Source organism: Labrys sp. Lb11 (assembly GCF_057554225.1).
This window is the reverse complement of record NZ_BAAJOT010000005.1, coordinates 65,306-92,175: the sequence shown is the minus strand read 5'-3', so window position 1 is coordinate 92,175 and position 26,870 is coordinate 65,306. Positions and strand designations below refer to the sequence as shown.

General features: G+C 69.1%; 26 protein-coding genes. 15 read left to right on the top strand and 11 right to left on the bottom strand.

What is annotated here, in order from left to right:
• The first annotated feature begins 98 nt into the window (after window positions 1-98).
• Window positions 99-590 carry a GNAT family N-acetyltransferase gene (locus AC27L4_RS19135; RefSeq protein WP_487143951.1) on the top strand — a complete coding sequence of 164 codons (492 nt, stop codon included), beginning with the start codon at window positions 99-101 and terminating at the stop codon, window positions 588-590.
• Window positions 591-873: 283 nt separating this feature from the next.
• Here the strand turns inward: AC27L4_RS19135 and AC27L4_RS19130 are convergent, their stop codons facing one another.
• Complete coding sequence (locus AC27L4_RS19130) at window positions 874-1,626, bottom strand: GntR family transcriptional regulator (protein WP_487143950.1); 753 nt, start codon at window positions 1,624-1,626, stop codon at window positions 874-876.
• 181 nt (window positions 1,627-1,807) lie between these two features.
• On the opposite strand from AC27L4_RS19130, the gene AC27L4_RS19125 reads away from it, so the two are divergent.
• The 8 genes from AC27L4_RS19125 to AC27L4_RS19090 all read left to right on the top strand — a co-directional run bounded on the left by AC27L4_RS19125 (window position 1,808) and on the right by AC27L4_RS19090 (window position 10,859).
• Window positions 1,808-2,560: a glutamine amidotransferase gene (locus AC27L4_RS19125; RefSeq protein ID WP_487143949.1), complete on the top strand. Its 753-nt coding sequence runs from the start codon at window positions 1,808-1,810 to the stop codon at window positions 2,558-2,560.
• Window positions 2,561-2,679: 119 nt separating this feature from the next.
• The gene (locus AC27L4_RS19120) at window positions 2,680-3,783 is read left to right on the top strand and encodes a substrate-binding domain-containing protein (RefSeq protein WP_487143948.1); all 1,104 of its coding nucleotides are present in this window, start codon (window positions 2,680-2,682) and stop codon (window positions 3,781-3,783) included.
• 76 nt (window positions 3,784-3,859) lie between these two features.
• Window positions 3,860-5,359, top strand: coding sequence for a sugar ABC transporter ATP-binding protein (locus AC27L4_RS19115; RefSeq protein ID WP_487143947.1), 1,500 nt, complete (start codon window positions 3,860-3,862; stop codon window positions 5,357-5,359).
• A 21-nt stretch (window positions 5,360-5,380) separates the two neighbouring features.
• Window positions 5,381-6,334: an ABC transporter permease gene (locus tag AC27L4_RS19110; RefSeq protein ID WP_487143946.1), complete on the top strand. Its 954-nt coding sequence runs from the start codon at window positions 5,381-5,383 to the stop codon at window positions 6,332-6,334.
• Window positions 6,334-7,554 carry a M20/M25/M40 family metallo-hydrolase gene (locus AC27L4_RS19105; RefSeq protein ID WP_487143945.1) on the top strand — a complete coding sequence of 407 codons (1,221 nt, stop codon included), beginning with the start codon at window positions 6,334-6,336 and terminating at the stop codon, window positions 7,552-7,554. The genes AC27L4_RS19110 and AC27L4_RS19105 overlap by 1 nt, the downstream gene beginning before the upstream one ends.
• Window positions 7,551-8,477, top strand: a complete 927-nt coding sequence (locus tag AC27L4_RS19100; RefSeq protein WP_487143943.1) for a carbohydrate kinase family protein — start codon at window positions 7,551-7,553, stop codon at window positions 8,475-8,477. The genes AC27L4_RS19105 and AC27L4_RS19100 overlap by 4 nt, the downstream gene beginning before the upstream one ends.
• Before the next feature lie 32 nt (window positions 8,478-8,509).
• Window positions 8,510-9,370 carry a BtpA/SgcQ family protein gene (locus AC27L4_RS19095; protein WP_487143941.1) on the top strand — a complete coding sequence of 287 codons (861 nt, stop codon included), beginning with the start codon at window positions 8,510-8,512 and terminating at the stop codon, window positions 9,368-9,370.
• Window positions 9,371-9,404: 34 nt separating this feature from the next.
• Window positions 9,405-10,859, top strand: a complete 1,455-nt coding sequence (locus AC27L4_RS19090) for an amidase (protein WP_487143940.1) — start codon at window positions 9,405-9,407, stop codon at window positions 10,857-10,859.
• A 19-nt stretch (window positions 10,860-10,878) separates the two neighbouring features.
• Here the strand turns inward: AC27L4_RS19090 and AC27L4_RS19085 are convergent, their stop codons facing one another.
• Entirely contained in the window at window positions 10,879-12,810 is a 1,932-nt protein-coding gene (locus tag AC27L4_RS19085; RefSeq protein ID WP_487143938.1) for a potassium transporter Kup, read from the bottom strand.
• Between the two features lie 305 nt (window positions 12,811-13,115).
• Here AC27L4_RS19085 and AC27L4_RS19080 point away from each other — a divergent pair, with 305 nt between their 5' ends.
• Together AC27L4_RS19080 and AC27L4_RS19075 are read left to right on the top strand one after the other, a co-directional pair.
• Complete coding sequence (locus AC27L4_RS19080) at window positions 13,116-14,537, top strand: circularly permuted type 2 ATP-grasp protein (protein WP_487143937.1); 1,422 nt, start codon at window positions 13,116-13,118, stop codon at window positions 14,535-14,537.
• Window positions 14,538-14,674: 137 nt separating this feature from the next.
• A complete protein-coding gene (locus AC27L4_RS19075; RefSeq protein ID WP_487143936.1) occupies window positions 14,675-15,616 on the top strand; it encodes an alpha-E domain-containing protein in 942 nt (313 codons plus the stop codon).
• A 157-nt stretch (window positions 15,617-15,773) separates the two neighbouring features.
• On the opposite strand, the gene AC27L4_RS19070 is transcribed toward AC27L4_RS19075, so the two are convergent.
• On the bottom strand, window positions 15,774-16,127 hold the full coding sequence (locus AC27L4_RS19070) for an ArsR/SmtB family transcription factor (protein ID WP_487143934.1): 354 nt from the start codon (window positions 16,125-16,127) through the stop codon (window positions 15,774-15,776).
• A gap of 109 nt (window positions 16,128-16,236) precedes the next feature.
• Here AC27L4_RS19070 and AC27L4_RS19065 point away from each other — a divergent pair, with 109 nt between their 5' ends.
• Window positions 16,237-17,442, top strand: a complete 1,206-nt coding sequence (locus AC27L4_RS19065) for an MFS transporter (protein WP_487143933.1) — start codon at window positions 16,237-16,239, stop codon at window positions 17,440-17,442.
• 15 nt (window positions 17,443-17,457) lie between these two features.
• On the opposite strand, the gene AC27L4_RS19060 is transcribed toward AC27L4_RS19065, so the two are convergent.
• The 3 genes from AC27L4_RS19060 to sugE all read right to left on the bottom strand — a co-directional run bounded on the left by AC27L4_RS19060 (window position 17,458) and on the right by sugE (window position 19,320).
• On the bottom strand, window positions 17,458-17,805 hold the full coding sequence (locus AC27L4_RS19060; RefSeq protein ID WP_487143932.1) for a hypothetical protein: 348 nt from the start codon (window positions 17,803-17,805) through the stop codon (window positions 17,458-17,460).
• A 24-nt stretch (window positions 17,806-17,829) separates the two neighbouring features.
• Entirely contained in the window at window positions 17,830-18,909 is a 1,080-nt protein-coding gene (locus tag AC27L4_RS19055; protein WP_487143930.1) for a phytanoyl-CoA dioxygenase family protein, read from the bottom strand.
• Window positions 18,910-19,002: 93 nt separating this feature from the next.
• Complete coding sequence (sugE, locus tag AC27L4_RS19050) at window positions 19,003-19,320, bottom strand: quaternary ammonium compound efflux SMR transporter SugE (protein WP_487143929.1); 318 nt, start codon at window positions 19,318-19,320, stop codon at window positions 19,003-19,005.
• Window positions 19,321-19,573: 253 nt separating this feature from the next.
• On the opposite strand from sugE, the gene AC27L4_RS19045 reads away from it, so the two are divergent.
• On the top strand, window positions 19,574-20,176 hold the full coding sequence (locus AC27L4_RS19045; RefSeq protein WP_487143928.1) for an exopolysaccharide biosynthesis protein: 603 nt from the start codon (window positions 19,574-19,576) through the stop codon (window positions 20,174-20,176).
• 254 nt (window positions 20,177-20,430) lie between these two features.
• Window positions 20,431-20,625, top strand: coding sequence for a hypothetical protein (locus AC27L4_RS19040; protein WP_487143927.1), 195 nt, complete (start codon window positions 20,431-20,433; stop codon window positions 20,623-20,625).
• 307 nt (window positions 20,626-20,932) lie between these two features.
• On the opposite strand, the gene AC27L4_RS19035 is transcribed toward AC27L4_RS19040, so the two are convergent.
• The 4 genes from AC27L4_RS19035 to AC27L4_RS19020 all read right to left on the bottom strand — a co-directional run bounded on the left by AC27L4_RS19035 (window position 20,933) and on the right by AC27L4_RS19020 (window position 24,071).
• Window positions 20,933-21,709: a proteasome-type protease gene (locus AC27L4_RS19035; protein WP_487143925.1), complete on the bottom strand. Its 777-nt coding sequence runs from the start codon at window positions 21,707-21,709 to the stop codon at window positions 20,933-20,935.
• Window positions 21,710-22,013: 304 nt separating this feature from the next.
• The gene (locus AC27L4_RS19030; RefSeq protein WP_487143924.1) at window positions 22,014-22,856 is read right to left on the bottom strand and encodes a transglutaminase family protein; all 843 of its coding nucleotides are present in this window, start codon (window positions 22,854-22,856) and stop codon (window positions 22,014-22,016) included.
• 88 nt (window positions 22,857-22,944) lie between these two features.
• Complete coding sequence (locus AC27L4_RS19025) at window positions 22,945-23,202, bottom strand: hypothetical protein (RefSeq protein WP_487143922.1); 258 nt, start codon at window positions 23,200-23,202, stop codon at window positions 22,945-22,947.
• 128 nt (window positions 23,203-23,330) lie between these two features.
• Window positions 23,331-24,071, bottom strand: a complete 741-nt coding sequence (locus AC27L4_RS19020; protein ID WP_487143921.1) for a hypothetical protein — start codon at window positions 24,069-24,071, stop codon at window positions 23,331-23,333.
• 489 nt (window positions 24,072-24,560) lie between these two features.
• On the opposite strand from AC27L4_RS19020, the gene leuA reads away from it, so the two are divergent.
• Window positions 24,561-26,252, top strand: a complete 1,692-nt coding sequence (gene leuA / locus AC27L4_RS19015; RefSeq protein WP_487143920.1) for a 2-isopropylmalate synthase — start codon at window positions 24,561-24,563, stop codon at window positions 26,250-26,252.
• Between the two features lie 150 nt (window positions 26,253-26,402).
• Here leuA and AC27L4_RS19010 read toward each other — a convergent pair whose 3' ends face one another.
• The gene (locus AC27L4_RS19010) at window positions 26,403-26,804 is read right to left on the bottom strand and encodes a cupin domain-containing protein (protein WP_487143918.1); all 402 of its coding nucleotides are present in this window, start codon (window positions 26,802-26,804) and stop codon (window positions 26,403-26,405) included.
• Between the last annotated feature and the right edge of the window lie 66 nt (window positions 26,805-26,870).

Here is a 26,870-nt window from a genome sequence, read left to right as displayed (position 1 = left end):
ATGTCGTCCAGGAGGCGAGCCGGCCGGAATCCGGTCCGCCGCCACGCGTCTCGCCGCGATTGGGATAAGCTCCAGTCAGGCCGGCCCCGACGATTCCGATGACCGATTTGGCCTATCGCTTCCGCCCCTTCATCGCCGCCGACCTGCCGATGGCGGCAGGCTGGCTGAGGACGCCGGAGGTCGCACGCTGGTGGGGCGATCCCGATGAGGAACTGACCCTGCTGGCGCAGGATCTGGACGAGCCGGCCATGCGCCAATGGGTCGTCGAGCATGACGGGCGCCCCTTCGCCTATGTCCAAGCCTACCCCGTCCGCGCCTGGCCGCAGACGCACCTGGCGCACCTGCCGCCCGGGACGGTTGCCATCGACGTCCTGGGCGGCGAGCCGGACATGCTCGGACGCGGCCATGGCAGCGCCCTCCTGCGGCAGCTCGCCAAGGCCCTGATCGCCGAGGGAGCACCGGTCGTCGCGATCGATCCGGACGAGGACAACCATCGGGCTCGCCGGGCCTATGCGCGGGCGGGCTTCGTCGGCGAGGAGGTCAGGCAGACCGGAAGCGGGCCGGCGGTGGTGATGCTGTTCGTCGCCTAAGGCGCCGGACAGCGGACCTCGCCTCCCGGCCGGGCGACGCCGGGGCCTCCGCGGCTTGCATGGCGCACAGCCTTCGTCGCCTTCCGGCCGTGGCCAGCCCGGCAGGGAAGCTCGCCTGCGGCGGCACACCACCGCCCGACGGCCGCAGGCGCCGCGACCGCCAAGGCCCGGGGAGCCGGGCCGCCAAGGCGTTTTGCGATCTGACGGAATCGCGTCAAGTCGCAAAGACGCGTCGAAACAAGGAGTTAGAGCAAAGTGCGTTTCCACCGAAACGCGCTTTGCCCTAGACGATCACGCCCGCTTCGAGGTGGAAACGATACCGGTCGGCGCGGAAATGCAGGACGGCGTATTCGATCGGCGATCCGTCCATGGCGTAGGAGCGGCGGCGGACCACCAGAGCCGCTGCGCCCTTGTCGATCTGCAACTCGGCCGCCATCTCGTCCGGGACGATCGCGGCTTCGATGAACTCCCTCGCGAGCGCGATCGTCGCGCCGCACTTGCGGTTGAGCCAGTCATAGAGGGACCCCTCGCTCAGTTCCGTGGCCGTCGGCGGCGCGACGTCGCGAAACAGCTGCGGCGCCAGCCAGGACATCGCGATCCCCATCGGCATGTCGTCGGCCTTGAGCAGGCGGCGCGACTGATAGACCAGGGCGTTGACGTGCACGCCGAGGGCCTCGGCGATCTCGGCGGAGGCGCGGACACGGCCGACGGACAGCGCCTCATAGGACGGGCGCAGGCCCCGGCGCCGCATGTCGTCGGCAAAGCCCAGCATCTGGTTTGCCGGCTGATCAACCCGGCGGCCGAGCACGACCGACCCTTTGCCGGACTTGCGGCTGATCAGGCCCTCCTGCTCGAGCCTGTCGAGGGCCGCCCGCGAGGTGGCGCGGCTGATGCCGAAGATCGCATTCAGCTTGGCTTCGGACGGCAGGGTGTCGCCGGACGAGAACACGCCCTGGGTGATCGCGTGCCGCAACCGCTCGGCAATCTGGAACCAGAGCGGAATAGGGCTGGACTCTGGGAGAGGATCGTTCCACATTGCTGTCATATCGTACGAACGTCATGACAATTGCAAACACATTCGATGGCGGCCGGTTCCGCTTCGCCACAGGGCCTGGGTTTCATGCGCGACCTTTCCTCATCGAGCTTTGCGGCGGGACGGCGCTGTGCCGGCTCGGCAGCGGCCCCGCTCGAGAATCAACAGATGGAAGACGACAACCGTGACTGATCCGATCCGCCTCCTCTACGCCGGCGAATCCTGGATGACGTACAGCATCCATGTAAAGGGCTTCGATTCCTTCGAGAATTCCTCCTATCACGAGGGGGGCACCGAGATGATCGCCGCCCTGCGCGGCGGCGGCGTCGAGGTCACCTACCAGCCCAGCCACATCGCCGCCGACAGCTTTCCCGTTACGAAGGAGGCCCTGGCGGCCTATGACGTCGTCGTCCTCAGCGACATCGGCGCCAACACCCTGCTGCTTCCCGACCGCACGCTGGTGCGCTCCGAGCCCACGCCCAACCGTCTCGACCTGCTGGCCGATTTCGTCCGGCAGGGCGGCGGTCTCCTGATGGTCGGCGGCTACCTGACGTTCCAGGGCATCCAAGCCAAGGGCAACTATCACGGCAGCCCGATCGACGACATCCTGCCGGTGGCGCTCCAGGCCTCGGACGATCGCAGCGAGCAGCCGCAGGGCATCCGCCCCAGCATCATCGACGCGGCCCACCCCACGGTCGCCGGCCTGTCGGACTGGCCGCAGTTCCTGGGCTACAACAAGTCACGCCTCAGGCCGGGCTCGCATCTCGTGGCCAGCTTCGGAGACCATCCCTTCATCGCCGTCCGGACCGTCGGCGCCGGCCGGAGCGCGGTGTTCTCGTCCGATTGCGGTCCCCACTGGGGCCCGCCCGCCTTCGTCGGCTGGGAGGGCTATCCCAGGCTGTGGCTCAACCTGGCGAGGTGGCTCGCCGGCCGGTGACCGGGCAGGCGTCTCGATCGCGACCATGAAGGAGAGGCGGCGACACGCCTCCATTCGCAACGACAGCCATCCAATCCGGCATGCGCATCCGTCATGCCAGCAAGAGGGAACCCGATCCAATGCTGAAACGTCTTTGCCTTGCTCTATCGGTCGCAGCCGTGCTGCCGGCCTCCTCGGCCCTGGCCGAGGACAAGCAGCCCATCACGCAGAAGACCTGCACCGAGCTGCTCGCCGCCTACAAGCAGCTTCCCTTCACCGACATCCTGCCGCTGGAGGAAGGGCCGGTCGCCATCGGCGGCGCGGTCAAGGATCTGACGATCGGGTTCTCGCAGACCGCCTTCAACCATCCCTGGCGCGTGTCCATGCTGGCATCGCTGCAGGCCGAGGCGTGCCGCCATCCCAACATCAAGCTGGTCGTGCTCGACGGCAATGTCGACGTGGCGAAGCAGAACAACGACGTGCGCGACCTCCTGGCGCGCGGCGTCGATGCCGTGCTGCTGAGCCCGGTGGAGTCGGCGGCGCTGGTGCCGGCCGCCCGTGCGGTCCAGAGCGCCGGCCTTCCGCTGATCGTCATGGACCGCGACGTCCCCACCGACAAGACGCTGTTCATCGGCCAGAGCAACGTCACCATGGCCGAGCGGGTGGCCGAGCGCATGGCCAAGGATCTCGGCGGCAAGGGCGATATCGTCGTCATCACCGGGCTGAAGGGGTCCTCGCCGGCCATCGACCGCGACAAGGGCATGAAGAACATCCTCGCCCGCTATCCCGACATCAAGGTCCTGGCCGTTGGCGACGGCCAGTGGATCCGGGAGCCGGCCGTGCCGATCATGGAGGACTTCCTGACGGCGCATCCGAAGATCGACGCCGTGTTCTCCCATGCCGAGGAGTCCTCGTGGGGGGCGCAACTCGCCATCGCCCGCGCCAAGCGTTGCGGCGACAAGATCCGTCACTACACGTTCGACGGCTCGAACGCCGGTTTCAAGGCCGTCAAGGCCGGCACCTTCGGCGCCGACGGCAATTACACGCCGTTCATCGCCGATATCGGCCTGCGCGCGGCGCTCTACAAGCTGATGGGCAAGGACATTCCGGGCCAGCAGGCCTACGACCTGCCGGGGCAGCGCCTGCTTCTGCCGGATTCGCCGACCGTGGTGGCGGAGAACGCCGACGAATGGATCGGCCGCGGCTGGGGCGACTTCGAGCCGACGCCGGACCCCTGCAAGTGACGCCCTGCGCCGCCATGACGATCGCCGCCACCCCCGAGGCCCCCGCCATGCCGCCCTCATCCCGCCGGGAAGCGCCATGACGGCAGCGACGAATACGCCGCTCCTTGAGGCCAGGGCCCTGAAGAAGGCCTTCGACGGCAATGTCGTGCTCTCCGGCGTCGATCTCGTGATCCACGCCGGGGAGGTCCATGCCATCGTCGGCGAGAACGGCGCCGGCAAGTCGACGCTCATCAAGACGCTCGGCGGCGTGCACCGGCCGGACGGCGGCCAGCTCCTGGTCGACGGCGTTGAAGCCAGCCTGCGGTCCCCGCGGGACGCTCTCGCCCGCGGCGTGGTGGTCATCCACCAGGAACTGTCGCTGGCGCCGCATCTTTCGGCCGAGGAGAACATCTTCCTCGGTCACTTTCCCCGGACCCGCCTCGGCCTGATCGATCGTGCGCACATGCATGCGCATACGGGCGAGCTGCTGCGGCGCCTCGGCATCGAGATCGACCCGCGCCGGCCGGTGGGCGAACTGAGCATCGCCCAGCAGCAGATGGTCGAGATCGCCAAGGCCATCTCGTTCAAGGCCAAGGTGCTGATCCTCGACGAGCCCACCGCGGTCCTCGACGAGGCGATGGTCGCCATCCTGTTCGCCCTGATCGCCAAGCTCAAGGCGGACGGCATCGGCATCGTGTTCATCTCCCACCACCTGGAGGAGATCTTCCGCATCGCCGACACGGTCACGGTGCTGCGCGACGGCGCCAGGACTGGCGTGAGCCCGGTCGGCGCCATCGACCAGGACTGGCTGGTGTCCAGGATGATCGGCCGCGACTTTCCCGTCCACGCCGCCCGGGCCCGGGCCTTCGGGGCTCCCGCCATCGAGGTCGACAGGCTCACCCTGCCCGGCAGCTTCGAGGATGTCTCGTTCACGGCGCGCCAGGGCGAGATCGTCGGACTGGCGGGGCTGGTCGGGGCGGGGCGCACCGAGGTCGCACAGGCGATCGCCGGCATCACCCGGCCGACCTCCGGAAGCGTCAGGCTCTTCGGACGTGCCGCCCGGATCCGCAATGCGAATGCGGCGGCGCGCCTGGGCATCGCCTATGTCAGCGAGGATCGCAAGGCGCTCGGCCTGCTGCCGAACCGCCCGGTGCGCGAGAACGCGACCATCTCGAACCTCGCACGGTTCCGCCGCCTCGGCCTGCTGCGGCTGGCGCAGGAGCGGTCCTATGTCCGGGGCCTCATCAAGCGCCTGGATGTCCGGCTGGCCGGCATGGACAGCGAGATCCGCACCCTCAGCGGCGGAAACCAGCAGAAGGTGCTGATCGGCCGCGCCCTGGCGCTCGAGCCGCGCATCCTGATCTTCGACGAGCCGACCCGCGGCGTCGACATCGGCGCCAAGGGGGAAATCTACGCGCTCATCGAAGAATTGGTCGCGGCCGGCATGTGCGTGATCCTCATCTCCTCGGAAATGGAAGAGATCCTGCGACTCGCCGATACGGTCGTCGTGCTCCGCCGCGGCCGGGTCGCAGCCACGCTGCCACGCGGGGAAGCCAGCGAGACCACCATCATGCGGGCGGCCGCGCTGGCCGGCTGAGACAGTCGAGACGACATCACCATGCATTCCTCCCGCCGACACCTTCTCGTTTCCGTGGCCGACACCTGGCGCCGCGTCGGGGTCCTCGCCGCCCTCGTCCTGCTGGTGATCGTGGCCTCCTTCCTGTCCGACCGCTTCCTGACGACCGCCAACCTGCTCAACGTGCTCCGGCAGGTGGCCATCGTCGGCATCCTCGCCCTCGGCATGACCTTCGTGATCCTGACGCGCGGCATCGACCTGTCGGTCGGCTCGATCCTCGGCCTGTCGGTGGTGCTCTACGCCGGTCTCCTCGAGACGCACAGCATGGCCGTGGCAATCCCGATCGGCCTGGCAGCGGCCATGGCCGCCGGTCTGGTCAACGGCATCGGCGTCGCCGCCGCCGGCATTCCCCCCTTCATCATGACGCTGGGCATGCTGTCCTTCGCCCGCGGGCTGGCGTTCATCTACACCGGCGGCACGCCCATCCCGATCCTGAACGAGGCCTTCTACAACCTGGGCAACGACTACCTGTTCGGCGTCCCCATTCCCTCGCTGATCCTGCTCGCCCTGCTGGCCGTCAGCGCCCTGGTCCTGTCGATGACCGCACTGGGCCGCAGCATCTATGCCATCGGCTCGAACGAGGACGCGGCGCGCCTCTCCGGCGTGCCGGTCCGCCTCTACAAGACCGTCGTCTACGTCATCTCCGGCGGTGTGTCGGGCCTCGCCGGCCTCGTCTACGCCTCGCAGCTCAGCATCGGCACGCCGATCGCCGGGCAGGGCTACGAGCTCGACGCCATCGCGGCGGTGGTCGTGGGCGGCACCTCCCTCTTCGGCGGCCGGGGATCCGTCGGCGGCACCTTCCTCGGCACGCTGATCATCGGCGTTCTCGCCAACATCCTGAACCTCACCGGAGTGGATCCGTTCGTGCAGCAATTGTTCAAGGGCGCCCTGATCGTCGTGGCCGTCTACATCATGTCGCGCTCAGGCCAGGCATGATGGCGACGACGATCATGGCCTCCGCCCCCGACCGCCGCATCGGCCAAGCCCTCGAGCACCTCGCCGCGCGGATCGCCGCGCTCAAGCCGGCGGTCGACGCCCACATCACTCCCGAGCGGGTCGCCCGCTACGTCGTGGCCCTGGCGGAGACGCCCGCACCGTCGACGTCGGCCAGCGCCATGCGCGCGCCGGTGCTGCGCGACCTGCTGCGGGACGACGGCGCCCTGGACGCCGGCGGGCTGACGCTCGACGAGAATTTCGACAACACCGCCAGCACCGTCCTGCTGGCGGGGCCGGCCGGGGCCGCCAAGCCGCTGTGGTACTTCGCCCATCTCGACACGATCAGCTACCTCACCCAGCCCTTCGACGGACGCCGCTTTCCGCTGGTGCCCTTCTGCTATCACCTCATCGACAATGGCCGGCGGCCGGCACAGGCCTATCGCTTCGACCTCCGGCAAGGCCGCTACGCCGTGGCTGCCGAAGGCTGGCTGGAATCGGAGAACGGCGTGCCGTTCTTCGCCGCCGCCGATCCGGCGCTGCGCCTGCAGGCCGGCGACAGGGTGGTGCCGGTGACGCGGTGCCGGCCGACGCCGGACGGCCACTGGACGGGGCATTTCGACAATGCCGGCGGCGCCGCGGCCCTGGCCGTCGCCGCGCCGATCCTGGCCCGGGCCGGCGCCAATGCGCTGCTGGCCTTTCCCGACGAGGAGGAGGGCCCGGTCGGGTCCGGCAGCCAGGTGATGGGCCGGGGCGGCTCGCGCATCGTCGGGCGGCTGGCGCCGCCCGATCTCGCCGTCGTCGCGGACATGCAGCAGGCCGGCGGCCTGCCCTACGCCGGCGCCGCCCCCGCAGGCCCGGAGAACACGACACGGCTCGGCAAGGGCGCCGTCCTCAGCGAGTTCTCAAGCCTCGCGCGCGGAGCGGTGACGCCGCCGCCGCTCTACGCGCTGGCGCGGCATCTCGCCGGCCTCCTCGCGCAGGCCGGCGTCAGGCTGCAGGAATCCAACAACGCCTATACCTCCCGCAGCGACGACGTCAGCGTGCTCCTGAAGACGCCCAACATCCTGCTGCTCGGCTTTCCGGGATTCGACCGCCACTTCGACCGGGCCGAGCCGCGCGCCGACCTGTCCGACATCATCGATCTGTCCAAGGCGCTCGTCTACGTATCCCTGCTGCAGCCGATCGTCGGCGTCCTGCGCGGCCCGGGAGATGAAGCATGATCGAGATGGCGACGATCGGCTGGTTGACCGTCGACGACATCGTCCTCACCGACGGCACCTGCCGCATGGGCGTCCCCGGCGGCGGGGCGCTCTACTCGGCCGTCGGCGCCGGCCTGTGGAGCGACGGCGTCGGGCTTCACTCGGTTGCCGGCAGGCCCCATTTCGAGGAGACCCGGCGGCAATGCCAAGCCCGCGGCCTCGACACCACGGGCCTCGGCTGCAGCGAGGGGAACGGGCTGGAACTGTGGCTGCTGCATGAAAGCGCGATCCACAAGCAGCAGGTTCCCAAGCTTTCATCCGCCAGGGCCACCGACCTGGACACGGAACGCGGTCCGCTGCCGGGCGCCTATCTGCAGGCGCGCGGCTTCCACATCGCGCCGCAAGGGCCGGAGAGCTCGCTCGCCACGGCCCGGCGCCTCGCCGCGCTGCCGGCGCGTCCGGCGATCACCATGGACATCCTCTCCGACGGCTTCATCGATGCCGGCGCCTACCGCGACCTGGCATTCCTGCCCGCCCTCTCGGCCTTCCTGCCGAGCGAGGCGGAGATCGAGCGCATCTGGCGCCCGGCCGGCATCGAGGCGTGGCTGCGCGACAACGCGATCCGCCACGGATGCCACATGGTCGCCAAGCTCGGCGAGAAGGGCGTGCTGGTCTGCGAGGCCGCGACCGGGACCCTGACCCACATCCCCGCCCTGCCCGTCCGCGTCGTCGACACGACCGGGGCCGGAGACGGATTTTGCGGCGGCTTCCTCGCGGGCCTCGTCGCCGGCCATCCGCCCGTCACCTGCGCGGCGATGGGAACCGTCTCGGCCTCCTACGTCGTCGAAGCCTGCGGCGCCCTGGCGACCCACCGGCCCAGTCCCGACGAACGGGCCGACCGCCTTCTGCAGGCCCGCTCCGCCGCGCGCGTGCTGGCGTCCTGACGCCCCTGCCCCACCCCCAAGCCGGACATCCCATGCTCATCTCCGCCCGCAGACCGTCCCACCTCGATTCGCTGTTCGGCATCGCCAAGCCGCTGATCGGCGACATCCACCTCCTGCCGCTGCCGGGCACGCCGCGCTATCGCGGCGAGAGCATGACCGCCATCATCGACCGCGCCCGGACCGACGCCGAAGCCTATGCCGCCGGCGGCATGGACGGCGTCCTGGTCGAAAACCACGGAGACATCCCCTTCCTGCCGCCCGACGACATCGGGCCGGAGATCGTCGCAGCGATGGCGACGATCGCCCGCGCGGTCGCGGACGCCGTCGACATACCGATGGGCATCAATCTCCTGGCCAATGGCGCGGTCGGCGCCCTGGCGATCGCCAAGGCCAGCGGCGCCCGTTTCATCCGCGTCAACCAATGGGTCAACGCCTATGTCGGCAACGAAGGCGTGATCGAGGGCGAGAGCGCGCGGGCCCTGCGCTACCGCAAGCAGATCGATGCCGAGGACGTGGCCATCTTCGCCGACGTGCACGTCAAGCACGGCTCGCATGCGATCGTCGGCGACCGGGCGGTGAGCGAACAGGCCGGGGACGTGGAGTTCTACGATGCCGACGTCGCCATCGCCACCGGCAACCGCACCGGGGATGCGGTTCCGGCCGCGGAGATCGCAGCCATCCGGGCCGGCACCAGGCTGCCGGTCATCGCCGGCAGCGGCGTCACCGCCGCCAATGCCGGCGAGATCCTGGGAGCCCTCGACGGCGCCATCGTCGGCTCGAGCCTGAAAGTCGACGGCGTGTGGTGGCAGCCGGTGGACGTCGAACGGGTGAAGGCGCTGGTCGAGCGCGTGAAGCCGCTGCGCGACCGCGGCCCGTCCGGCCGGGATGCGTGACACGGACCTGATCGAGACACGGGAGCAGACCGGCATGGCGACAGTCACCCCGGACCTGGTGCGACTCTATGCCGAGAGCGACGCGCTCGCCCTGGCCGAGCTGGTGCGAACGCGGCAGGTCTCGCCGCTCGAGCTCGTCGAGGTCGCCATCGACCTGGTCGAGACCCTGGACGCCGGGCTCAATGCGGTGGTGATCCGCACCTTCGACCTCGCGCGCGCAGCCGCCTCGGCCCCACCCGCCGGGCCCTTCGGCGGAGTGCCGTTCCTTCTCAAGAACATTGCCTCGATGTGGCAGGGCACGCCCCTGACCAACGGGCTCGGCTACTTCCGCGATGTCGTCTGCGACAGCGATTCGGAAATGGTCCGCCGCATCAAGGCGGCCGGCTTCCTGCTCCTCGGCCGCACCAACGTGCCCGAATGCGGCTGGTCGATCGGCACCGAGCCGCGCCTCTACGGCCCGACCGTCAATCCCTGGAACCCGGAGATCACGCCCGGCGGATCGAGCGGCGGCGCGGCGGCGGCGGTCGCCGCCCGCATGGTGCCGCTTGCGGAAGCCTCGGACGGCGGCGGCTCGATCCGCGTGCCGGCCTCCTGCTGCAACCTCGTCGGACTGAAGCCCTCGCGCGGACGCATCACCTACGGGCCGCAGATCGCGGATCTGTGGTTGGGCAGCATCGCCACGCTCTGCGTCACGCGCACAGTGCGCGACACCGCCGCCTATCTCGACGCGGTCGCCGGGCCGATGACCGGCGATCCCTACCTCGCGCCGTCGCCCGCCGAAGGCTGGCTCCGGCAGATCGCACGCGCGCCGGAGCGCCTGCGCATCGGCTACACGCTCGCCGCCCCCTGGGGCGCGGCCCTGGCCCCCGAGGTCGCGGCCGCCATGCAGGCGACATCGCACCTCCTGGAAGGGTTCGGCCACCACCTGGAGGAGCACGATATCGCGGTCGACCTGGAACAGGCCTGGCGGCACTACAACACGATCAACGCGGTGGAGACGGCGGCCGATTTCGACCGCATGGCACCGGTGGTCGGGCGCCCGGTCGAGGAGAGCGACCTCGCTCCCTTCAACTGGTCGCTGCTGCAGCACGGCCGATCGCTGTCGGCGCTCCAATACTCGGAGAGCATCGCGGCGGTCCGCAAGGCCGGCCAGCGCATCGCCATGGATCTGGCGCCCTACGACATCGTCCTGACGCCGACCCTGACGCAGCCGCCGCGGCCGCCCGGCTACTGGTCGATGGAGGACGGCGACAGGGAGCGCTACCTCGCGCGCTGGGCCGACGCCGCCTACATGTTCGCCTTCAACCTGTCGGGCCTGCCGGCCATGTCGGTCCCGGCCGCCATGGCTGCCGGAAATCGTCCCATCGGCGTGCAGCTCGTCGGCCGCCACGGCGACGAGGCCATTCTCCTGCGGCTCGCCCGGCAGATGGAAGAGGCGCTGGGATGGGACAGGATGCGCCCGGCGGTCTCGGCAGGCTTGAGAGCCTGACGAAGACGGAACCTGGGCCCTATACCGCCACCTGGGTGCCGACCTCGACCACGCGTCCGGTCGGGATCTGGAAATAGTCCGAGGCGTCGGTGGCATTGCGGGCGAGCGCGATGAAGATCTGGTCCTGCCAGCCCGGCATCTGCGGGTCCTGCGCCGCGATCAGGTGGCGGCGCGACAGGAAGAACGAGGTCGTCATGATCTCGAAGACGCAGCCCTTCTTGCGGGCCAGGGCCAGGCCCTTGGGCACGTTCGGCGTCTCCATGTAGCCGTAGGAGAGCATGACGCGCATGAAGGCGCTGGAGACGAGCTCGGTCGTCGCCCGCTCGTCGGCCGGCACGCGCGGCAGATCCACCGTCCTGATCGACAGGATGATGTTCTTGTCGTGCAGCACCTTGTTGTGCTTGAGGTTGTGCAGCAGCGCGGTCGGCGCGAAATCCGGATCGCTGGTCAGGAACACCGCGGTGCCCGGCACCCGCGGCAGATCCTTCTTGCGCTCCAGGCTGGCGATCAGCGTGTCGAGCGGCACCTCGCCGCGGCGGGTCTTCTCCTGCAGGATGCGCGTGCCCTTCACCCAGGTCATGATCAGTAGCATCAGGCTGCCGGCCATCAGCAGCGGCACCCAGCCGCCATGCAGCACCTTGAGCAGATTGGCGCCTAGGAAGGCCGCGTCGATGGCGACCAGCGGCAGCACCGCCAGCACCGCCAGGTAGGGGTTCCAGCGCCAGACCACGCAGGTGACCACCAGCAGCAGCAGCGAATCGATCAGCATCGAGCCGGTGACGGCGATGCCGTAAGCCGCCGCCAGCGAGCCGGATGTCTTGAAGAAGCCGACCAGGGCCAGCACGCCGATCAGCAGGATCCAGTTGATCCGCGGCATGTAGATCTGCCCGGCGGTCTTGGCCGAGGTGTGCAGGATGGCGAAGCGCGGCAGCAGGCCGAGCTGGATCGCCTGCCGTGCCATGGAATAGGCACCGGTGATCACCGCCTGGCTGGCGATCACGGTGGCGGTGGTGGCCAGCACCACCAGCGGGATCAGGGCCCAGGACGGCGCCATCAGGAAGAACGGATTGTCGATGTTCTCCGGATGGGCCAGCAGCATGGCGCCCTGGCCGAGATAGTTGAGCAGCAGGCAGGGGAAGATGAAGCCGAGCCAGGCCGTCTGGATCGGCTTGCGGCCGAAATGGCCGAGATCGGTGTAGAGCGCCTCGCCGCCGGTCGCCGCCAGGAACACCGCGCCGAGGGTCAGCAGGCCGATCGTGCCGTGCTCGAGCAGGAAGGCGACGCCGTAGACCGGGTTGAACGCCGCGATCACGCCGGGATCGTCGAACACGTGGGACAGGCCCATGATGCCCATGATCAGGAACCAGAGCGCGGTCAGGGGCCCGAAGAAGCGCGCCACCCGCTCTGTGCCGTGGCTCTGCACGAGGAAGAGCACCAGGAGGATCGCCACGGTGATCGGCAGCACGAACTCGTCCAGCGCCGGCGTCACCAGCTTGATGCCTTCGACGGCCGACAGCACCGAGATCGCCGGCGTGATCATGGCGTCGCCGAAGAACAGGGAGGCGGCGGCGATGCCCATGAGGAAGACCGCGCCCGACAGCCGCGTCCTGGCATTGGGGCCGAGCGCCTTGTGGGCCAGCGCCATCAGCGACAGGGTGCCGCCCTCGCCGCGATTGTCGGCCCGCAGCAGCAGCAGCACATATTTGATCGTGACCACCAGGATCAGCGCCCAGATGATCAGCGACAGCACGGAGATCACCACGTCGCGGCTGGCGCCGGCATGGGCCGAGCCGGCCAGGACCGCCTCGCGGAAGGCATAGATCGGGCTGGTCCCGATGTCGCCGTACACCACGCCGATGGACCCGAGCGTCAGGGCCCAGAACCCGCCGTGATGCCCTTCGTCGGCGTCCGACTCGACCGGCTGGCCCGACGCAACGCTATCGACCGTCATTCTCTGCCCCGGATGGCGCGCTGCACGCTTCGTCCTCGACTGCAGGTACGGGACCTGCCGATCGGCGCGTCAATACTGCATCGCGGCACGGAACGATAGTCCCGACGCCGCGGCAGCCCTGTCATATGGGCGCGCGCCCGGTTGAACCCAAGGGCCCCTTGTCGCCGGGCCGCGCCGGCCCAGGCCTGCCCAAAGCTTGGGCACGCGGCCGAGATTTCGAGCACTGCCCAAATCGCCGTCAATGGCCGCTTGCCGCGGCGGATCTTCGCGATATGCTGGCTTTCGTCGAGTAATCGTCGAAGAGGATGCGCATGGCGGCGTTCGATGAGATGACCCTGAGCGACGGCTCGGTGCGCCCCGCCTACTCCGACCTTGCCCAGTGGCTTTCGACCGCCCCCGTGGACCTGCTTTCCCACCGCCGCGACGAGGCCGAGCTCCTGTTCCGGCGCATCGGCATCACCTTCGCCGTCTACGGCGACAAGGACGGGGCCGAGCGGCTGATCCCCTTCGACATCATCCCGCGCATCCTGGCCGCCTCGGAGTGGCAGACGCTGCGGCGCGGGCTCGAGCAGCGCGTACGCGCCATCAACATGTACATCAAGGACGTCTACGGCAAACGCGAGGTGGTGCGCGCCGGCGTGGTGCCGGAGGATCTCGTCTTCGGCAACCCCGCTTTCCGTCCGGAGATGGCCGGCCAGAGCGTGCCGCACGACGTCTATGTCCATGTCGCCGGCATCGACATCGTCCGCGTCGACGCCGATACCTTCTACGTGCTGGAAGACAATGCCCGCACGCCCTCCGGCGTCTCCTACATGCTGGAGAACCGCGAGGTGACGATGCGCCTGTTCCCGGAGGTGGTGGCGCGCCATCGCATCGCCCCGGTCGAGAACTACACCGACGAACTCCTGGCCTCTCTGCGCTCGGTGGCGCCGCGCACCGCCCCGGCCGACCCGGTGGTGGTGCTGCTCACCCCGGGCATCTACAACTCGGCCTATTACGAGCACTCCTTCCTCGCCGACAAGCTCGGCGTCGAGATCGTCGAGGGCCGCGACCTGTTCGTGCGCGACGAGATCGTCTACATGCGCACCACCGAGGGGCCCCAGCGCGTCGACGTGATCTATCGGCGCATCGACGACGACTTCCTCGACCCCCTCGCCTTCCGCCCCGACTCGGCCCTCGGCGTGCCCGGGCTGATGTCGGCCTATCTCGCCGGCAACGTCACGCTGACCAATGCGGTGGGCACCGGCGTCGCCGACGACAAGGCCGTCTATTCCTACATGCCGGAGATCGTGCGCTTCTTCCTCGGCGAGGAGCCGATCCTCAGAAACGTGCCGACCTGGCGCTGCCGCGAGCCGGAGGCGCTGGCCCATGTGCTCGACAACCTGGACGAGCTGGTGGTCAAGGAAGTGTCGGGCTCGGGCGGCTACGGCATGCTGATCGGCCCGCACGCCACGAAGGAGCAGATCGAGGTGTTCCGGGCCAAGCTCAAGGCCGATCCGCTCGGCTACATCGCCCAACCGACGCTGGCGCTGTCGACCTGCCCCTGCTTCGTCGACAGCGGCGTGGCGCCGCGCCATGTCGACCTGCGTCCCTTCGTGCTCACCGGCTCGGACAAGATCCGCATCGTGCCGGGCGGTCTGACGCGCGTGGCGCTGAAGGAGGGCTCGCTCGTGGTCAATTCGAGCCAGGGCGGCGGCACGAAGGACACATGGGTTCTGGATCGCTGAACGGGACGAGGTGAGACATGACGGGATGGGGAACGCCTCGCCGGGCCGATCGCATCGCCCTGCAGCGCGAACGATCCCCGGCCGGCCGCAACCGCCCGCGCCACACCCGCAACTATCCCTGAGACAGGCCGAGCCGCATGCTCTCGCGCACCGCCGACAATCTCTACTGGCTCGCCCGCTATGTCGAGCGCGCCGAATATCTCGCCCGCATCCTCGACGCGGCCTATCGCCTGTCTTCCCTGCCCGCCTCCTACGGCGGCACCACCAACGAGTGGGAGAGCGCGGTGGCCACCGCCGGCTGCGGCGCCGCCTTCTTCGCCGCCCATGGCGAGGCGACGGAGCGCAGCGTCATGGAGTTCCTGGCATTCTCGCCGGACAACCCCTCCTCGATCCGCTCCTGCTTCGAGCTCGCCCGCACCAATGCCCGGGCCGTGCGCACGGCCCTGACCGTGGAGATGTGGTCGACCATCAACGACGCCTGGCTGAAGCTGAGGTCCTACTCCCTCGCCTCGATGAGCCGGGAGGAGGTATCGCGCTTCCTGGAATGGGTGAAGAGCGTCTCGCTGGCCTTCGACGGCTCGGCCTACCGCACCATGCTGCGCAACGACGCCTACGCCTTCTCGCGCCTCGGGGTGTTCATCGAGCGGGCCGACAACACCGCCCGCATCCTCGACGTCAAGTACCATGTGCTGCTGCCGCCGAACGAGAGCGTCGGCGGCGGCCTCGACTATTTCCAGTGGACCGCGATCCTGCGCGCGGTGTCGGCGCTGACCGCCTATCACTGGGTCTACAAGGAGAGCTTGAAGCCCTGGCTGGTGGCCGACCTCCTGATCCTCAACGGCGAGATGCCGCGCTCCCTGGCCTCCTGCTACGACAACCTGACCTGGTATCTCGACGACCTCGCCAAGGTCTATGGCCGGCAGGGTGCGGCGCAGCGCCAGGCCCGCCTCACCCAGTCGCGGCTGCAGAACATCCGCATCGACGAGGTGTTCCAGGTCGGCCTGCACGAGTTCGTCACCGACTTCATCACCGACAACAACCGCCTCGGCATCGCGGTGGCCGAGCAGTATCTGGTGTAAGGCCCGACACGTTTCCGCCGCCGGGATGCCGGCGTCCAGAGCAAAGCGCGTTTCGGTGGAAACGCGCTTTGCTCCAACTCCCTGTTTCGACGCGTCTTTGCGACTTGACGCAATTCCGTCAAATCGCAAAACGCTTCGGGCCACTCTCAGCGGGTCGTCACGCCGGCTCGCCGGGCGCCGCAGCGGCTGCGCGCCGGTCCCGCTCGCTGCGCGCAGCGGCCAGGACCGAGGCCAGCAGGCCGGGAAAGCGCTGCTCCAGGTCGGCGATCCGCAGGGTGATCAGGCGGTGCGCGCCCTCGATCCGCGTGCGGGTGATGCCGGCTTCGCGCAGCCGGACATAGTGGTAGGTCAGGTTGGTCTTGGCGCCGAGATTGCTGAAGGCCGAGCAGTTCTGCTCGCCGTCCTCGGCAAGGCCGAGCACGATGCCGCGACGGGTCGGGTCGCTCAGGGCCTCGAGCACGGCGGAGAGGTCGATCTGCGCCGTGGTCGGATGGAAAATCTCTTTCGCCATGACGACGGCATAGCTCTTCGCGGCGATCGGTTCAAGAGTCGTTGAACTGCTTGACAGCAAATCACAACCAGTCCATCAATTCAACAACTACTGAACTGACGGACTGGTCATGCACCGCACCCTCCTCTGGCTCGCAATGGGGGCCTTCGCCATCGGCAGCGAAGGCTTGATGATCGCCGGCATCCTGCCGCGCATCGCCCAGGATCTCGACATCCCCGTCGGCCAGGCCGGTCACCTCGTCACCATCTTCTCGCTGGCCTATGCCGTCGGCTCGCCGCTCATCGCCGTCGCAACGGCGGGCTGGGAGCGCCGCACCCTGCTCTCGGTGGCCATGGCCCTGTTCGCCCTGGCCAATCTCGCGGCCGCGGCTGCGCCGGGCTTCGCTGCCCTCGCCGTCGGCCGGGTGCTGCTGGCCCTGTCGGCCGGTGCCTTCATGCCGGCGGCTTCGGCCTATGCGGCCACGGCGGTGGCCCCCGAGCAGCGCGGTCGTGCCCTTGCCTTCGTCTATGCCGGCATGACGGTCGCCCTCGTCGTCGGCGTTCCGCTCGGCACGGCCGTGGCGGCGCATCTGGGTTGGCGCGCCACCTTCGTCGGTGTGGCGGCACTCAGCCTCCTGGTGCTGGCGGGGATCCGCTTCAGGCTGCCGCCGGTGGCCAACCCGCCGGCCGCGGGCCTGGCGGAGCGCCTCGCCGTGGCCCGCCGGCCCGACGTGCTCGGCATCGTCGGCCTCACCGTGCTGGTCCTGGCCGGGGCCTTCGGTGTCTACACCTTCGTCGGCGCCTATTTCGAGACTGTTCACGGAGCATCGCCCGAGACCGTCGCCCTGCTGTTGGTCCTGGCCGGAGCGGCGGGGGCCCTCGGCAACGCGCTCGGCGGCTATGCCGCCGACCGGTGGGATCGGCGGCGGTTCCTCATCCTCGTCCTCGTCGTCCTGGTGCTGGCCTTCGCCGGCCTGTCGCTCATTCCCCTCGTCCTGCCGGGATCGTCGGGGCTGGCGGCTGCGGCGGTCATGCTGGTCCTTTGGGGCCTGTTCGGCTGGGCCTTCCCGGCAGTGCAGCAGGTCCGGCTGCTCGCGGTGGACCCGCGTCTCGCCTCGATCACCCTGGCGCTGAACGCTTCCGCCATCTATCTCGGCTCGGCCGGCGGCGCCGCTGTGGGCTCCCTGGCGGTCGAGGCCCGCTCGACCGCCGCCATCGGCTGGGTCGGCGCAGGCTTCGAGATCGCGGCACTGGCCTTCCTGCTGCTCACCCTGCGGCGCACGGGGCGGAAGGCGGCATGCCCTGCCCGCCCGAATCCGGAAGCGGCCGTGGGTTGAGCTTCGCCGCCGGCCTCAGCCGCCGGCGGCGCGGCACTTCACCTGCATGAAATGCGTCGGCGACCGCAGCCAGCCGGGGAACGTGGTGATCCGGACGCTCTCGCCGACGACGCGGCCCGACGGACAATGGTAGTATTCCATGATGTGCAGCACGGCTTCCTCGCGGGCGGCGCGGCTGTCCGGGTTCGGCCCGAGGGCCTTGACCTCGACGGTGTAGTCGTAGGTCTGGCTGCTGGAAGGCCGGATGGTGATCATGTTGCGCGATTCCACCGAGCCCGGCCGCGGCCGGGGCGCCTGGACGCAGCCGGCCAGGGTCAATGCGGCAACGACCGCCGCCACGCTCCAACGATCAAGCCTCGCCACCATGCCCCTCCCGGCGCCCGAGCCTCACTCGGCCGGCGCGGGGGCAGGCGCCTCGATCGCCCCGCCCATCGGCTTGGAGCGCAACGTCATCGGACTGACCGTGCCGACGTCCTTCCAGCGGTTGCGGGCGAGGCCGAACCGCTCCAGCCAGTCGAAGATGCGCCAATAGGCCAGGATCTCGCGCCCGCGCAGGAAGGGCAGCGCGAACAGGTCGAGCCCGGTGAAGGGGATGAACGGATTGCGCCGGCTATAGGCGAAGATTTCCACCCGCACCGACGGCCGGGCCGAATGGCCGCGCGCGTGGAAGCCGCAGGTGTCGCCCACCACCAGCGTGTTGCCCGGCACGGCGAACTGCCGGATCTCGCCGGCGCCGAGGCGCTTCAGCGTCGCCTCGTCGATGCGGAAGGCCCCGCCCTTGCTGGTTCCGGGCCGGCAGGCGGCGATGCTGCGCTCATGCTCCCAGGCCAGGCGCTCGGGCGTGTGCATGTGGGTGCCGGGCACATAGGTGAAGGGCCCGGTATCGGCCGGCACCTCGTGCAGGAACAGCCATGCCTTCATCGTCGCATGGAACGTGTCCATGTGCAGCGACAGCTGCGGATCGGCCGTAGCCTCGTCGACATGCGAGAAGATGGTCTGGATGTAGATCAGCGGCGCGATGTCGAAGCTGGAGACGTAGCGCAGCCGCCCCTGGAACTCCGGCATCGCCACCAGGCGGGCGCAGGCCGGCAGTCGCCGCAGCATGCCGGGCGTCAGGGCGATGCGCCGCGTCACCGCATCGCCTTCCTTCATGTCGCGCGCCGCGGCGGTGAGCTGCTCGACCTCGCGCACCAGGGCGCGATGATGCTCCGGCGTCAGGAAATCGCGGGTCTCGATACAGCCGTCGCGCTCGAAGGCGCGGGCGTCCTCGGCGCTGACCAGATCGGTCATCCGCTTGCGCCGCCAATGCGCCAGCCGGTCCGCCAGCTTCACCCGCCACACATGCAGGCCGCGGCGGTTGAGGCGCTCGCTGCCCAGGATCGGATTGTCGCGGAACGACTTGGCGCCGGTGAACACCTGCACCGCCCAGAAGGGAGCGAAAAGATAGCGCAACGCCCGTGCAGCCATGCCGAAGCCTCTCCTTGCCGGCGCAGCCCGCCGTTCGCCCATCCATGTCGCATCGCACGCAGGACGCCGGCAACCGGCCCGGCGGGCGGATATCTAGGCCGACAGATACTTCAGCCCGGCCACACCGGCAAGAATCAGCGCGACGCAGGCGAGGCGCGCCCAGTCCGCCGGCTCGGAAAACAGGATGATGCCCATGATCACCGTGCCGGCGGCACCAATGCCGACCCAGACCGCATAGGCCGTGCCGATCGGCAGCGACCGCGCCGCGATGCCGAGCAGCAGCACGCTGATGCCCATGGTGCCCAGGGTCAGCACCGAGGGCCACAGCCGGGAGAAGCCGTCGGTGTATTTGAGGCCGATGGCCCAGCCGACCTCGAACAGGCCGGCGACGATCAGGATGCTCCAAGCCACGACGAACTTCCCCCTGCGGACGCCGCGACCGCCGGCGGCGGTCGGCTGCATGGCCGCCCGGGCAGGGTGCCGCGCAGATCATTTCACCCGCAGGAAATCCGAGCCTCGGCGGCGAGTCAATTTTCGACATGGCCGGCGAGCGTTGCGGCCACGCCCGACGGCAGCCGAATCGTCACGGCGGCGGCCCTGCATCTCGAAATTGTCGCAGAGCCGGTCTATAAGCGCCGGCAGCACAGTGCCACCGAGATCGAATTTGGAACCTCGTACCCCCCGCACCTCCGAGTTGCTCGCGGCCATCGCCGGCGCTGAGGGGGACAGCCGCATCCGGTTCGGCGATCTGGTCGGGGCCATGCGCAACCGCGCCTTCGGCATCCTGTTCCTGCTGTTCGGCATTCCCAACTGCCTGCCGATGCCGCCCGGCATCCCGGTGATCTGCGGCGTCATCGTCGCGCTGATCGCGGCGCAGATGGTGATGGGCCGGGACCAGCTCTGGCTGCCGCGCTGGCTCGCCGGCAAGAGCTTCGCCCGCGCCGACCTGCAGCGCATCGTCCGGCGCGCCGAACCCTGGATCCAGTCGCTGGAGCGGGTGGCGCGGCCGCGCCTGCACCTGTTCGCCGATGCCCGCTCGCGCCGCGTCATCGGCATGGTCGGCGTGATTCTCGGCCTGGCGCTGGTGCTGCCGATCCCGATCATCGGCAACATCCCGCTCGGCATCCCGATCTGCATCCTCGGCCTCGGCCTGGTCGAGCGCGATGGCGCCATCATCATCGGCGGCTATGTCGCCTCGGCCCTCGGCCTGGCGGTGACGGCCGGCCTCGGCTGGCTGATCTGGCAGGGCGCGCTGGCGGTGTTCTGACTTTCGCTGCGCATGCGGCGGAGAACGAACGGCCGTCCTTCGCCTCGCTACTCCTGCCACCATCGGGTCAGGTCCGCGCCCCGGATTTGTATTTTCTCAAGCCGGCAGTCGATCCGGGCGGGCATGATGTCCCTTGCCGGCCCGTCGCCGGCCCCGCGACTCGCCGCCCCGGCTCATGGGAACCTTCAGCGACGCAGACGCGTTCCGTGATCATGTCGGCGCGGTTCCGCGCCTCAACCCGACCGGAGGGCGCAATGTCTGCCGCATATCATCTGTCGAACGTCGCAACCGTGGCCGAATTCATGACCGACGCGACTGTCGAGGCGCTCAACGCCGCCCTCGTGGCGCACGGCGCCACGCCGGATCGCATCATCGCGGTGCATTATCTCGAAGGCGTGCCCGTGGCCAACGGCCCCAAGGCGCAGTTTCGCGTGCTCTACCGGATGTGATCCCGCAAGCCCCCATCCGGGCCCGCGCGATGTTTCCATCCGGCATCGCCGGAGCTTCGGTCGCCCCCCTTTCTGCCCGGCGACGATCCATCCGGAGCCTCGAGCAGGGTCTCGCCGGTCGGGTCCGTTTCAGCGGCGCTCGCGTCATCGCGGCGCGCTTTCCCCATCGTCGATCTCGATGCGATTGCGCCCGCCGCTCTTCGCCCGGTGGAGGCCCATATCCGCCTTTTCCAGCAGATGCGGAAACGAACGGGAATCCACCAGGCCGCGGCTGATGCCGAAGCTGGCGGTGAGTCTCCCCGCCGTCTCAGAGATCGCCGCCCTCGCCGGACCGGCGCTTGTCCGTCGAGGCATAGGGCGGGCGCGGGATGGCGATATGCGCCGCCCGCAGCGCCTCCGACCAGCGTTCGCGCAGGTCGTGGTAATAGGCTTCCGTCGGCTCGATCCGGTGGCGGATCTCCGCGGTGCAGGCATCGCGGCGCACCACGACGACGTCGATCGGCATGCCGACGCCGAGATTCGAGCGCATCGTCGAATCCATCGAGATCAGGCCGATCTTCAGCGCATCCTGGATGTCGGTGTCGAAGCTCACGGCACGGTCGAGGATGGGCTTGCCGTATTTGTGCTCGCCGATCTGCAGATAGGGCGTGTCGGCGGTGACCTCGATGAAGTTGCCGGCCGAGTAGATCATGAACAGCCGCATCTTGCCGCCACGGATCTGGCCGCCGAACAGGATGGCCACGTCGAAGCGGCCATTGTGCTCTTCCAGGCTGCGGCCGTCGGTCTCGTAGACGAGGCGGATGGCCCGGCCGATCAGTTGCGCCGCCTTGAACATGCTCGGCGCGGTGCGCAGCGTCTCGACCGCCTGGGTCTCGGGATTTTCGATCCCCTCCTGCACATGGCTGAGCACGGCCTGGCTGATCGACAGGTTGCCGGAGGTGCAGATCGCCATGACGCGCTCGCCCGGCTCGTCCAGCACGTGCAGCTTGCGGAAGGTGGCGATGTTGTCGATGCCGGCATTGGTGCGGGTGTCGGCGATCATCACCAGGCCCTCGCGCACCGAGATCCCCACGCAATAGGTCATGCCGACGCCCCCTCCGAAGGCGTACCCTTGCCGCGCATCGGCGGGCGGGCACGCCACAAGCCCGATCGAGCGTGGCCCGGTCCGGCGCCGTCGCCGGGAGTCGACCATGATCTCGGTCCGCGCGGTTTAGGCCCTGCCTCCACGCCGTGCAAGGCGGTCGAGCCCGGCCGGGCTGCGGCGTTTTCGCGAGTGCTCCGGCCCGGCTGTCCGCGGCGGACCGTCGGCCCGGAACGCGCATCGATCCATCATCTTGCGTCGTGCTGCCGATACCCATTCGCCCTGGGGCATCAGGCCGCAAAGGGGATCAGCTCTGCACCTGCCGCTGCGCCTGCCGGCGCGCCGTCTTCTCGCTCACGTCGCCGCGGACATCCAGCGACTCGCCTTCGCCGCCGAAGCGGGCGCCGCGGATCGGCGCGGCGCCGAGATAGTCGAGGCCCACGGCGACGCGCACATGGGTGTCGGTCGGGCAGATCTTGTGGACGGGGTCGAAGCCGACCCAGCCCAGCCCCTCGACATGTGCCTCGGCCCAGGCATGCCAAGCCTCGCGGCCGGCCGCCTCCCCGCCGCGATAGACATGGCCGCTGACATAGCGCGCGGGAATGCGCAGCTCGCGGGCGCAGGCGATGAAGACATGCGCGAGGTCCTGGCCGATGCCGCGCCGATCGCGCAGCGCCTCCGCCGCCGTGGCGGCGACGCCGGCCGGATCGGCGTCGAACGCGACCTCGGCATGCACCGCCTCCAGCAAGGCGTGGCAGGCCGACAACCGCGAGCCGTCCGGTGCGGCGACCGAGCGGGCAAAGGCGCGCAACGCCTCGTCCGGCCGGGTCAGCGGGGTCTCGCGCAGGAACAGCGTCGCCGGGAAGCGCTCGATCCCGCCGCGCAGCACGCCGGCCCGGTCCTGGGTCTCGACCTCGCCCTCGACCGCGACGCGCAGTTCCTCGATGCGTCCGGCAGCGGAGAACACATGGCCGATATTGCCGAAATGGTCCTCCACCTCGGTCAGCTTGACGTCCTGGTCGACGTCGATGCGCCAGCGCACCACATGCTGGCCGTCATGCGAGCGCGGCGTCAGCCGCAACGTCTGGATCACCGACTTGGCCGGCGTCTCATAGCGGTAGAGGGTCTCGTGCGCGACGCGGATCCGCATGGGCAATGATCCCTGGTAACTCGGGCCGGACGTTAGTGCGCCTGCGGCCCGGGCTCAATCCCCGGCCGAAGCCCTGCGCCGCCCCGCCTCAGCGGACGGGGTAGCCGTGGCGCGACTGGGTGGCGGAGATCAGCAATTGCGCCTTGCCGTCCTGGCCGCCGAGGCAGGCGGTGCTGGCGGCATCGAGATCCTTGGTCATCTGCGCGTAGACATCCTTGCCGATGAAGCCGACCTTGAGATCCTTGTCGATGATGGTGCGGACATAGGAGACGCGCTCGTTGCAGGACATCGCCGCAGCCGGGCTGGCGAAGGCGGCCAGTGCGGCGAGGACGATCAGGGTGCGCATGGCAGGTGTCTCCGGGAATCGAGGGGAAATCGGACATGGGGCGGTCACAAGCCGTCGACGACCGGAGGCATCCGACCTGGAGCGGATGGGGAGCAGGCCGGCCGGGGATCGGCCGCCGGCGGCAGGGCTCATTTCGCGGGCGGCTGCCCCGCCTGGGGGTCCTGCGGCTTCGGCGCCCCGACCTCCGGCGGCTCGAGCTTGATCGAGGCGTCGAAGGTGTAGCGGGTGTCGACGACCCGCTTGGGCTGGCTGCGCTGCTCGACCACCATGCGGGTGGGCAGCCGGGTCGCCGGATCGACATAGAGCGTGTTGGCGGCCGAGGGCGAGCCGGGGAGGTCGAGCAGATAGGTGTAGACGACGCTCTCCTTGCCGTCGACCGTGCGGATGCCGGGGCACTCGGTGTCCGAGATCAGGTTCGGCGTCCGCATCTTCAAATCGTTCATGGTCTGCACCACGCTGGCGGCCATCGCCGCCGGCATCTCCTGCCAGGCGCCGTTGCGCCGGACCCAGATCTGACCGCCGATCTTGAGCATCTCCGAGCTCTGCTCACCGGCGGTCTGGCGCGTGCGCATCCCGTCGGGGGGCACGATGTCGCTGTTCAACTCCGAGAGCTTCTCGCCGTTGCTCGTCAGCACGGCTTCCGACCGGTAGGGACTGCCGGTCGTCAGGCGGTCCAGGATCGTCAGGATCTCCTCCTTGCAGTCGGCCCGGGCCGCCGGTGCCAGCAGCAGAAGCGCGACGCAGGCCAGGCCGGCCCGCGCGGACCAGGCGAGGCGCGCCTCCCTGGGCCGACGCGGCGCCGCAGCGCCCGGAATACCACCCGCCGCGCGGGGCTGCAGGGGGGAGAATGATGATGCGGCTGTGCGCATGTAAGGATCCTGAGACTCGGGATGGCCGAACGGCCAATCGTGGCATTCACCACGATTGATTTTGCATTTCCGGCACAAAATCAATGCTGTTCGAAATCGTTCAGTGCAAGCGGGCTCGGAAGAACCCGCCCGGCGCTTGTCCCGTGGCTTTCTGTCTTCATTGAGGCGATGCGCTGCGGAAGGCGCATTCCCGGCTTGCCCGGCGCCGATCATGGCGGTACAAGCCCCGCAGGGATTGACCGGCCTTCGCCGGAACGCCGTCCCGACATCGAGGATCGAGCCGTGGCGACAGGCGCCGCACAGACCAGGACGACCCGTGACGCGCTCGGTGCGCGCATGGTCTCGCTCGTCCTGAACGGCCTCCTCCTTAGCCGCCCCTGAGGGCCGGCCGGGCATCAGCCTGGGCGCTCAGGGGAACCCGACGTCCGGCGAGCCGAGGGCTGCCGCGCCCCGCCGCCATCCCGAAAACGGCTGAAGAGAGTTGATCCGATGACCATCGCCGCCAAGCCCGCGACCGTATCCGCCACCGTCGACTATGCCCGCAAATACCGTCCCTGGCCGCCGGTCGACCTGCCCGACCGCGCCTGGCCGTCGAGGACCATCACCAAGGCGCCGATCTGGTGCGCCGTCGACCTGCGCGACGGCAACCAGTCGCTGATCGAGCCCATGGGCCATGAGCGCAAGGTGATGATGTTCGACGCCCTGGTGAAGATGGGCTTCAAGGAAATCGAGGTGGGCTTCCCCTCCGCCTCCCAGACCGATTTCGACTTCACCCGCTTCCTGATCGAAAGCGGCCGCATCCCCGACGGCGTCGCCATCCAGGTGCTGACCCAGGCGCGCGAGGACCTGATCCGCCGCACCTTCGAGAGCCTGCGCGGCGTGCGCAAGGCCATCGTCCACCTCTACAACTCCACCTCCGAGTTGCAGCGGCGCATCGTCTTCCGCTCCGACCGCGCCGGCATTCGCGACCTCGCCGTGAACGGGGCCAGGCTGATCGTGCGGCTGACGCGCGAACTGGGAATGGAGGAGACCATCCACCACCAGTATTCGCCCGAGAGCTTCATGGGCACCGAGCTCGATTTCTCCAAGGAGATCTGCGAGGCGGTGATGGACGTCTACCAGCCGACGCCGCAGCGCCCGCTGATCCTGAACCTGCCGCTGACGGTCGAGATGTCGACGCCGAACGTCTATGCCGACCAGATCGAATGGATGTGCCGGAACCTGAAGAACCGCGACAGCATCATCGTCTCGCTGCACCCGCACAATGACCGCGGCACCGGCGTGGCGGCGGCGGAACTCGCCCTGATGGCCGGCGCGGACCGCGTCGAAGGCACGCTGTTCGGCAATGGCGAGCGCACCGGCAATGTCGATCTCGTCACGCTGGCCGGCAACCTGATCATGTCGGGCGTCGACCCGAAGATCGACGTCTCCAACATCAACGAGCTGGTGCGCATCGCCGAGCACTGCAACCAGCTGCCGATCCACCCGCGGCACCCCTATGCGGGCGAGCTGGTGTTCACGGCCTTTTCCGGCTCGCACCAGGACGCCATCAACAAGGGCTTCAAGGCGATCGAGACGGCGGATTCGCCGGTCTGGGAAGTGCCCTACCTGCCGATCGACCCCAAGGATCTCGGCCGCTCCTACGAGGCGGTGATCCGCATCAACTCCCAGTCGGGCAAGGGCGGCATCGCCTACATCCTGGAGCGCGAGCACGGGCTGGAGCTGCCGCGCCTGCTGCAGATCGAGTTCTCGCGCGTGGTCCAGGGCATCGCCGACGGCGAGGGCGTGGAGCTGGCAGCCGACCGGCTGTGGCAGGCCTTCTCGACCGAGTATCTCGACGGCAATGGCCGCTTCAGCTTCCTCTCCTACCACGGCGAGCACGACCTCACCGCCCACATCGTCGACAACGGCTCCGAGACGGTGATCGCCGGCCGCGGCAACGGCCCTATCGACGCCTTCGTCGACGCCCTGCGCCAGGCGAGCGGCCTCGAATTCGACGTCGCCAACTACCGCGAGCACGCCATGGGCTCGGGCGCCAACGCCACGGCAGTGTCCTATGTCGAGCTGCGGCTGGCCGACGGCACCACGCTGTTCGGCGTCGGCATCGACAAGAACATCGTCACCTCCTCGCTCAAGGCCGTGGTATCGGGCGTGAACCGGGCTCTGAAGCGCGGCCGGTAGGCGCGCGAAGAAACGGACTGCGGCCGGGCGGGACGGCACGGCTGCGGTCCCGCCGCGACGCCTGCGTCTTCCCTCCCCCTGCGAGGAGGGATAAAGGGTGGGGGCTGTACGGGACAGGCGCGCCCGAAGCCGTCAACCGCGAAGCGAGGCTCAGCCCCGCCCCTCGTCCTCGACCCGGTAGGGCAGCACGCTTTCCTGCTCGTTCGGATCCGACCGCGCCACGATCGCCTCGGCGAACTCGGTGTCGCTGAGGTTCACCGGCTGGTGCGGCAGGTCGGGTGGGATGAAGATGAAATCGCCGGCCTCGTTGATCACCGACTGGGCGAGCCCCTCGCCATAGCGGGTCTCCACCCGCCCCTTCAGGAGGTAGATCGCCGTCTCGTGACCGACATGGCTGTGCGGCTCGGCCCTGCCGCGCGGCGGGATCCGGACCTTGTACATGGACAGGCGCGTGGCGCCGGCGCTGTCGCCGGAGATGCCGAGGAACATCGACAGCTTCTGGATCGAAGCGGAGGCCGTTTCGGGCCGGACGGTGACGATGGTGCCTGCCATGACGAATCTTCCCCATTGGCCGCGTGCCGACGCCCGGTTGCACCGGGCCGGCGGCTGTGAACACAA

What these genes read in the sequence shown, in the direction of transcription:
- AC27L4_RS19135 (WP_487143951.1), top strand. Translation starts at nt 99, where the DNA reads ATGACCGATTTGGCCTATCGCTTCCGCCCCTTCATCGCCGCCGACCTG.
- AC27L4_RS19130 (WP_487143950.1), bottom strand. Translation starts at nt 1,626, where the DNA reads ATGTGGAACGATCCTCTCCCAGAGTCCAGCCCTATTCCGCTCTGGTTC.
- AC27L4_RS19120 (WP_487143948.1), top strand. Translation starts at nt 2,680, where the DNA reads ATGCTGAAACGTCTTTGCCTTGCTCTATCGGTCGCAGCCGTGCTGCCG.
- AC27L4_RS19115 (WP_487143947.1), top strand. Translation starts at nt 3,860, where the DNA reads ATGACGGCAGCGACGAATACGCCGCTCCTTGAGGCCAGGGCCCTGAAG.
- AC27L4_RS19110 (WP_487143946.1), top strand. Translation starts at nt 5,381, where the DNA reads ATGCATTCCTCCCGCCGACACCTTCTCGTTTCCGTGGCCGACACCTGG.
- AC27L4_RS19105 (WP_487143945.1), top strand. Translation starts at nt 6,334, where the DNA reads ATGGCGACGACGATCATGGCCTCCGCCCCCGACCGCCGCATCGGCCAA.
- AC27L4_RS19100 (WP_487143943.1), top strand. Translation starts at nt 7,551, where the DNA reads ATGATCGAGATGGCGACGATCGGCTGGTTGACCGTCGACGACATCGTC.
- AC27L4_RS19095 (WP_487143941.1), top strand. Translation starts at nt 8,510, where the DNA reads ATGCTCATCTCCGCCCGCAGACCGTCCCACCTCGATTCGCTGTTCGGC.
- AC27L4_RS19090 (WP_487143940.1), top strand. Translation starts at nt 9,405, where the DNA reads ATGGCGACAGTCACCCCGGACCTGGTGCGACTCTATGCCGAGAGCGAC.
- AC27L4_RS19085 (WP_487143938.1), bottom strand. Translation starts at nt 12,810, where the DNA reads ATGACGGTCGATAGCGTTGCGTCGGGCCAGCCGGTCGAGTCGGACGCC.
- AC27L4_RS19080 (WP_487143937.1), top strand. Translation starts at nt 13,116, where the DNA reads ATGCGCATGGCGGCGTTCGATGAGATGACCCTGAGCGACGGCTCGGTG.
- AC27L4_RS19075 (WP_487143936.1), top strand. Translation starts at nt 14,675, where the DNA reads ATGCTCTCGCGCACCGCCGACAATCTCTACTGGCTCGCCCGCTATGTC.
- AC27L4_RS19070 (WP_487143934.1), bottom strand. Translation starts at nt 16,127, where the DNA reads ATGGCGAAAGAGATTTTCCATCCGACCACGGCGCAGATCGACCTCTCC.
- AC27L4_RS19065 (WP_487143933.1), top strand. Translation starts at nt 16,237, where the DNA reads ATGCACCGCACCCTCCTCTGGCTCGCAATGGGGGCCTTCGCCATCGGC.
- AC27L4_RS19055 (WP_487143930.1), bottom strand. Translation starts at nt 18,909, where the DNA reads ATGGCTGCACGGGCGTTGCGCTATCTTTTCGCTCCCTTCTGGGCGGTG.
- AC27L4_RS19040 (WP_487143927.1), top strand. Translation starts at nt 20,431, where the DNA reads ATGTCTGCCGCATATCATCTGTCGAACGTCGCAACCGTGGCCGAATTC.
- AC27L4_RS19035 (WP_487143925.1), bottom strand. Translation starts at nt 21,709, where the DNA reads ATGACCTATTGCGTGGGGATCTCGGTGCGCGAGGGCCTGGTGATGATC.
- AC27L4_RS19030 (WP_487143924.1), bottom strand. Translation starts at nt 22,856, where the DNA reads ATGCGGATCCGCGTCGCGCACGAGACCCTCTACCGCTATGAGACGCCG.
- AC27L4_RS19025 (WP_487143922.1), bottom strand. Translation starts at nt 23,202, where the DNA reads ATGCGCACCCTGATCGTCCTCGCCGCACTGGCCGCCTTCGCCAGCCCG.
- AC27L4_RS19020 (WP_487143921.1), bottom strand. Translation starts at nt 24,071, where the DNA reads ATGCGCACAGCCGCATCATCATTCTCCCCCCTGCAGCCCCGCGCGGCG.
- leuA (WP_487143920.1), top strand. Translation starts at nt 24,561, where the DNA reads ATGACCATCGCCGCCAAGCCCGCGACCGTATCCGCCACCGTCGACTAT.
- AC27L4_RS19010 (WP_487143918.1), bottom strand. Translation starts at nt 26,804, where the DNA reads ATGGCAGGCACCATCGTCACCGTCCGGCCCGAAACGGCCTCCGCTTCG.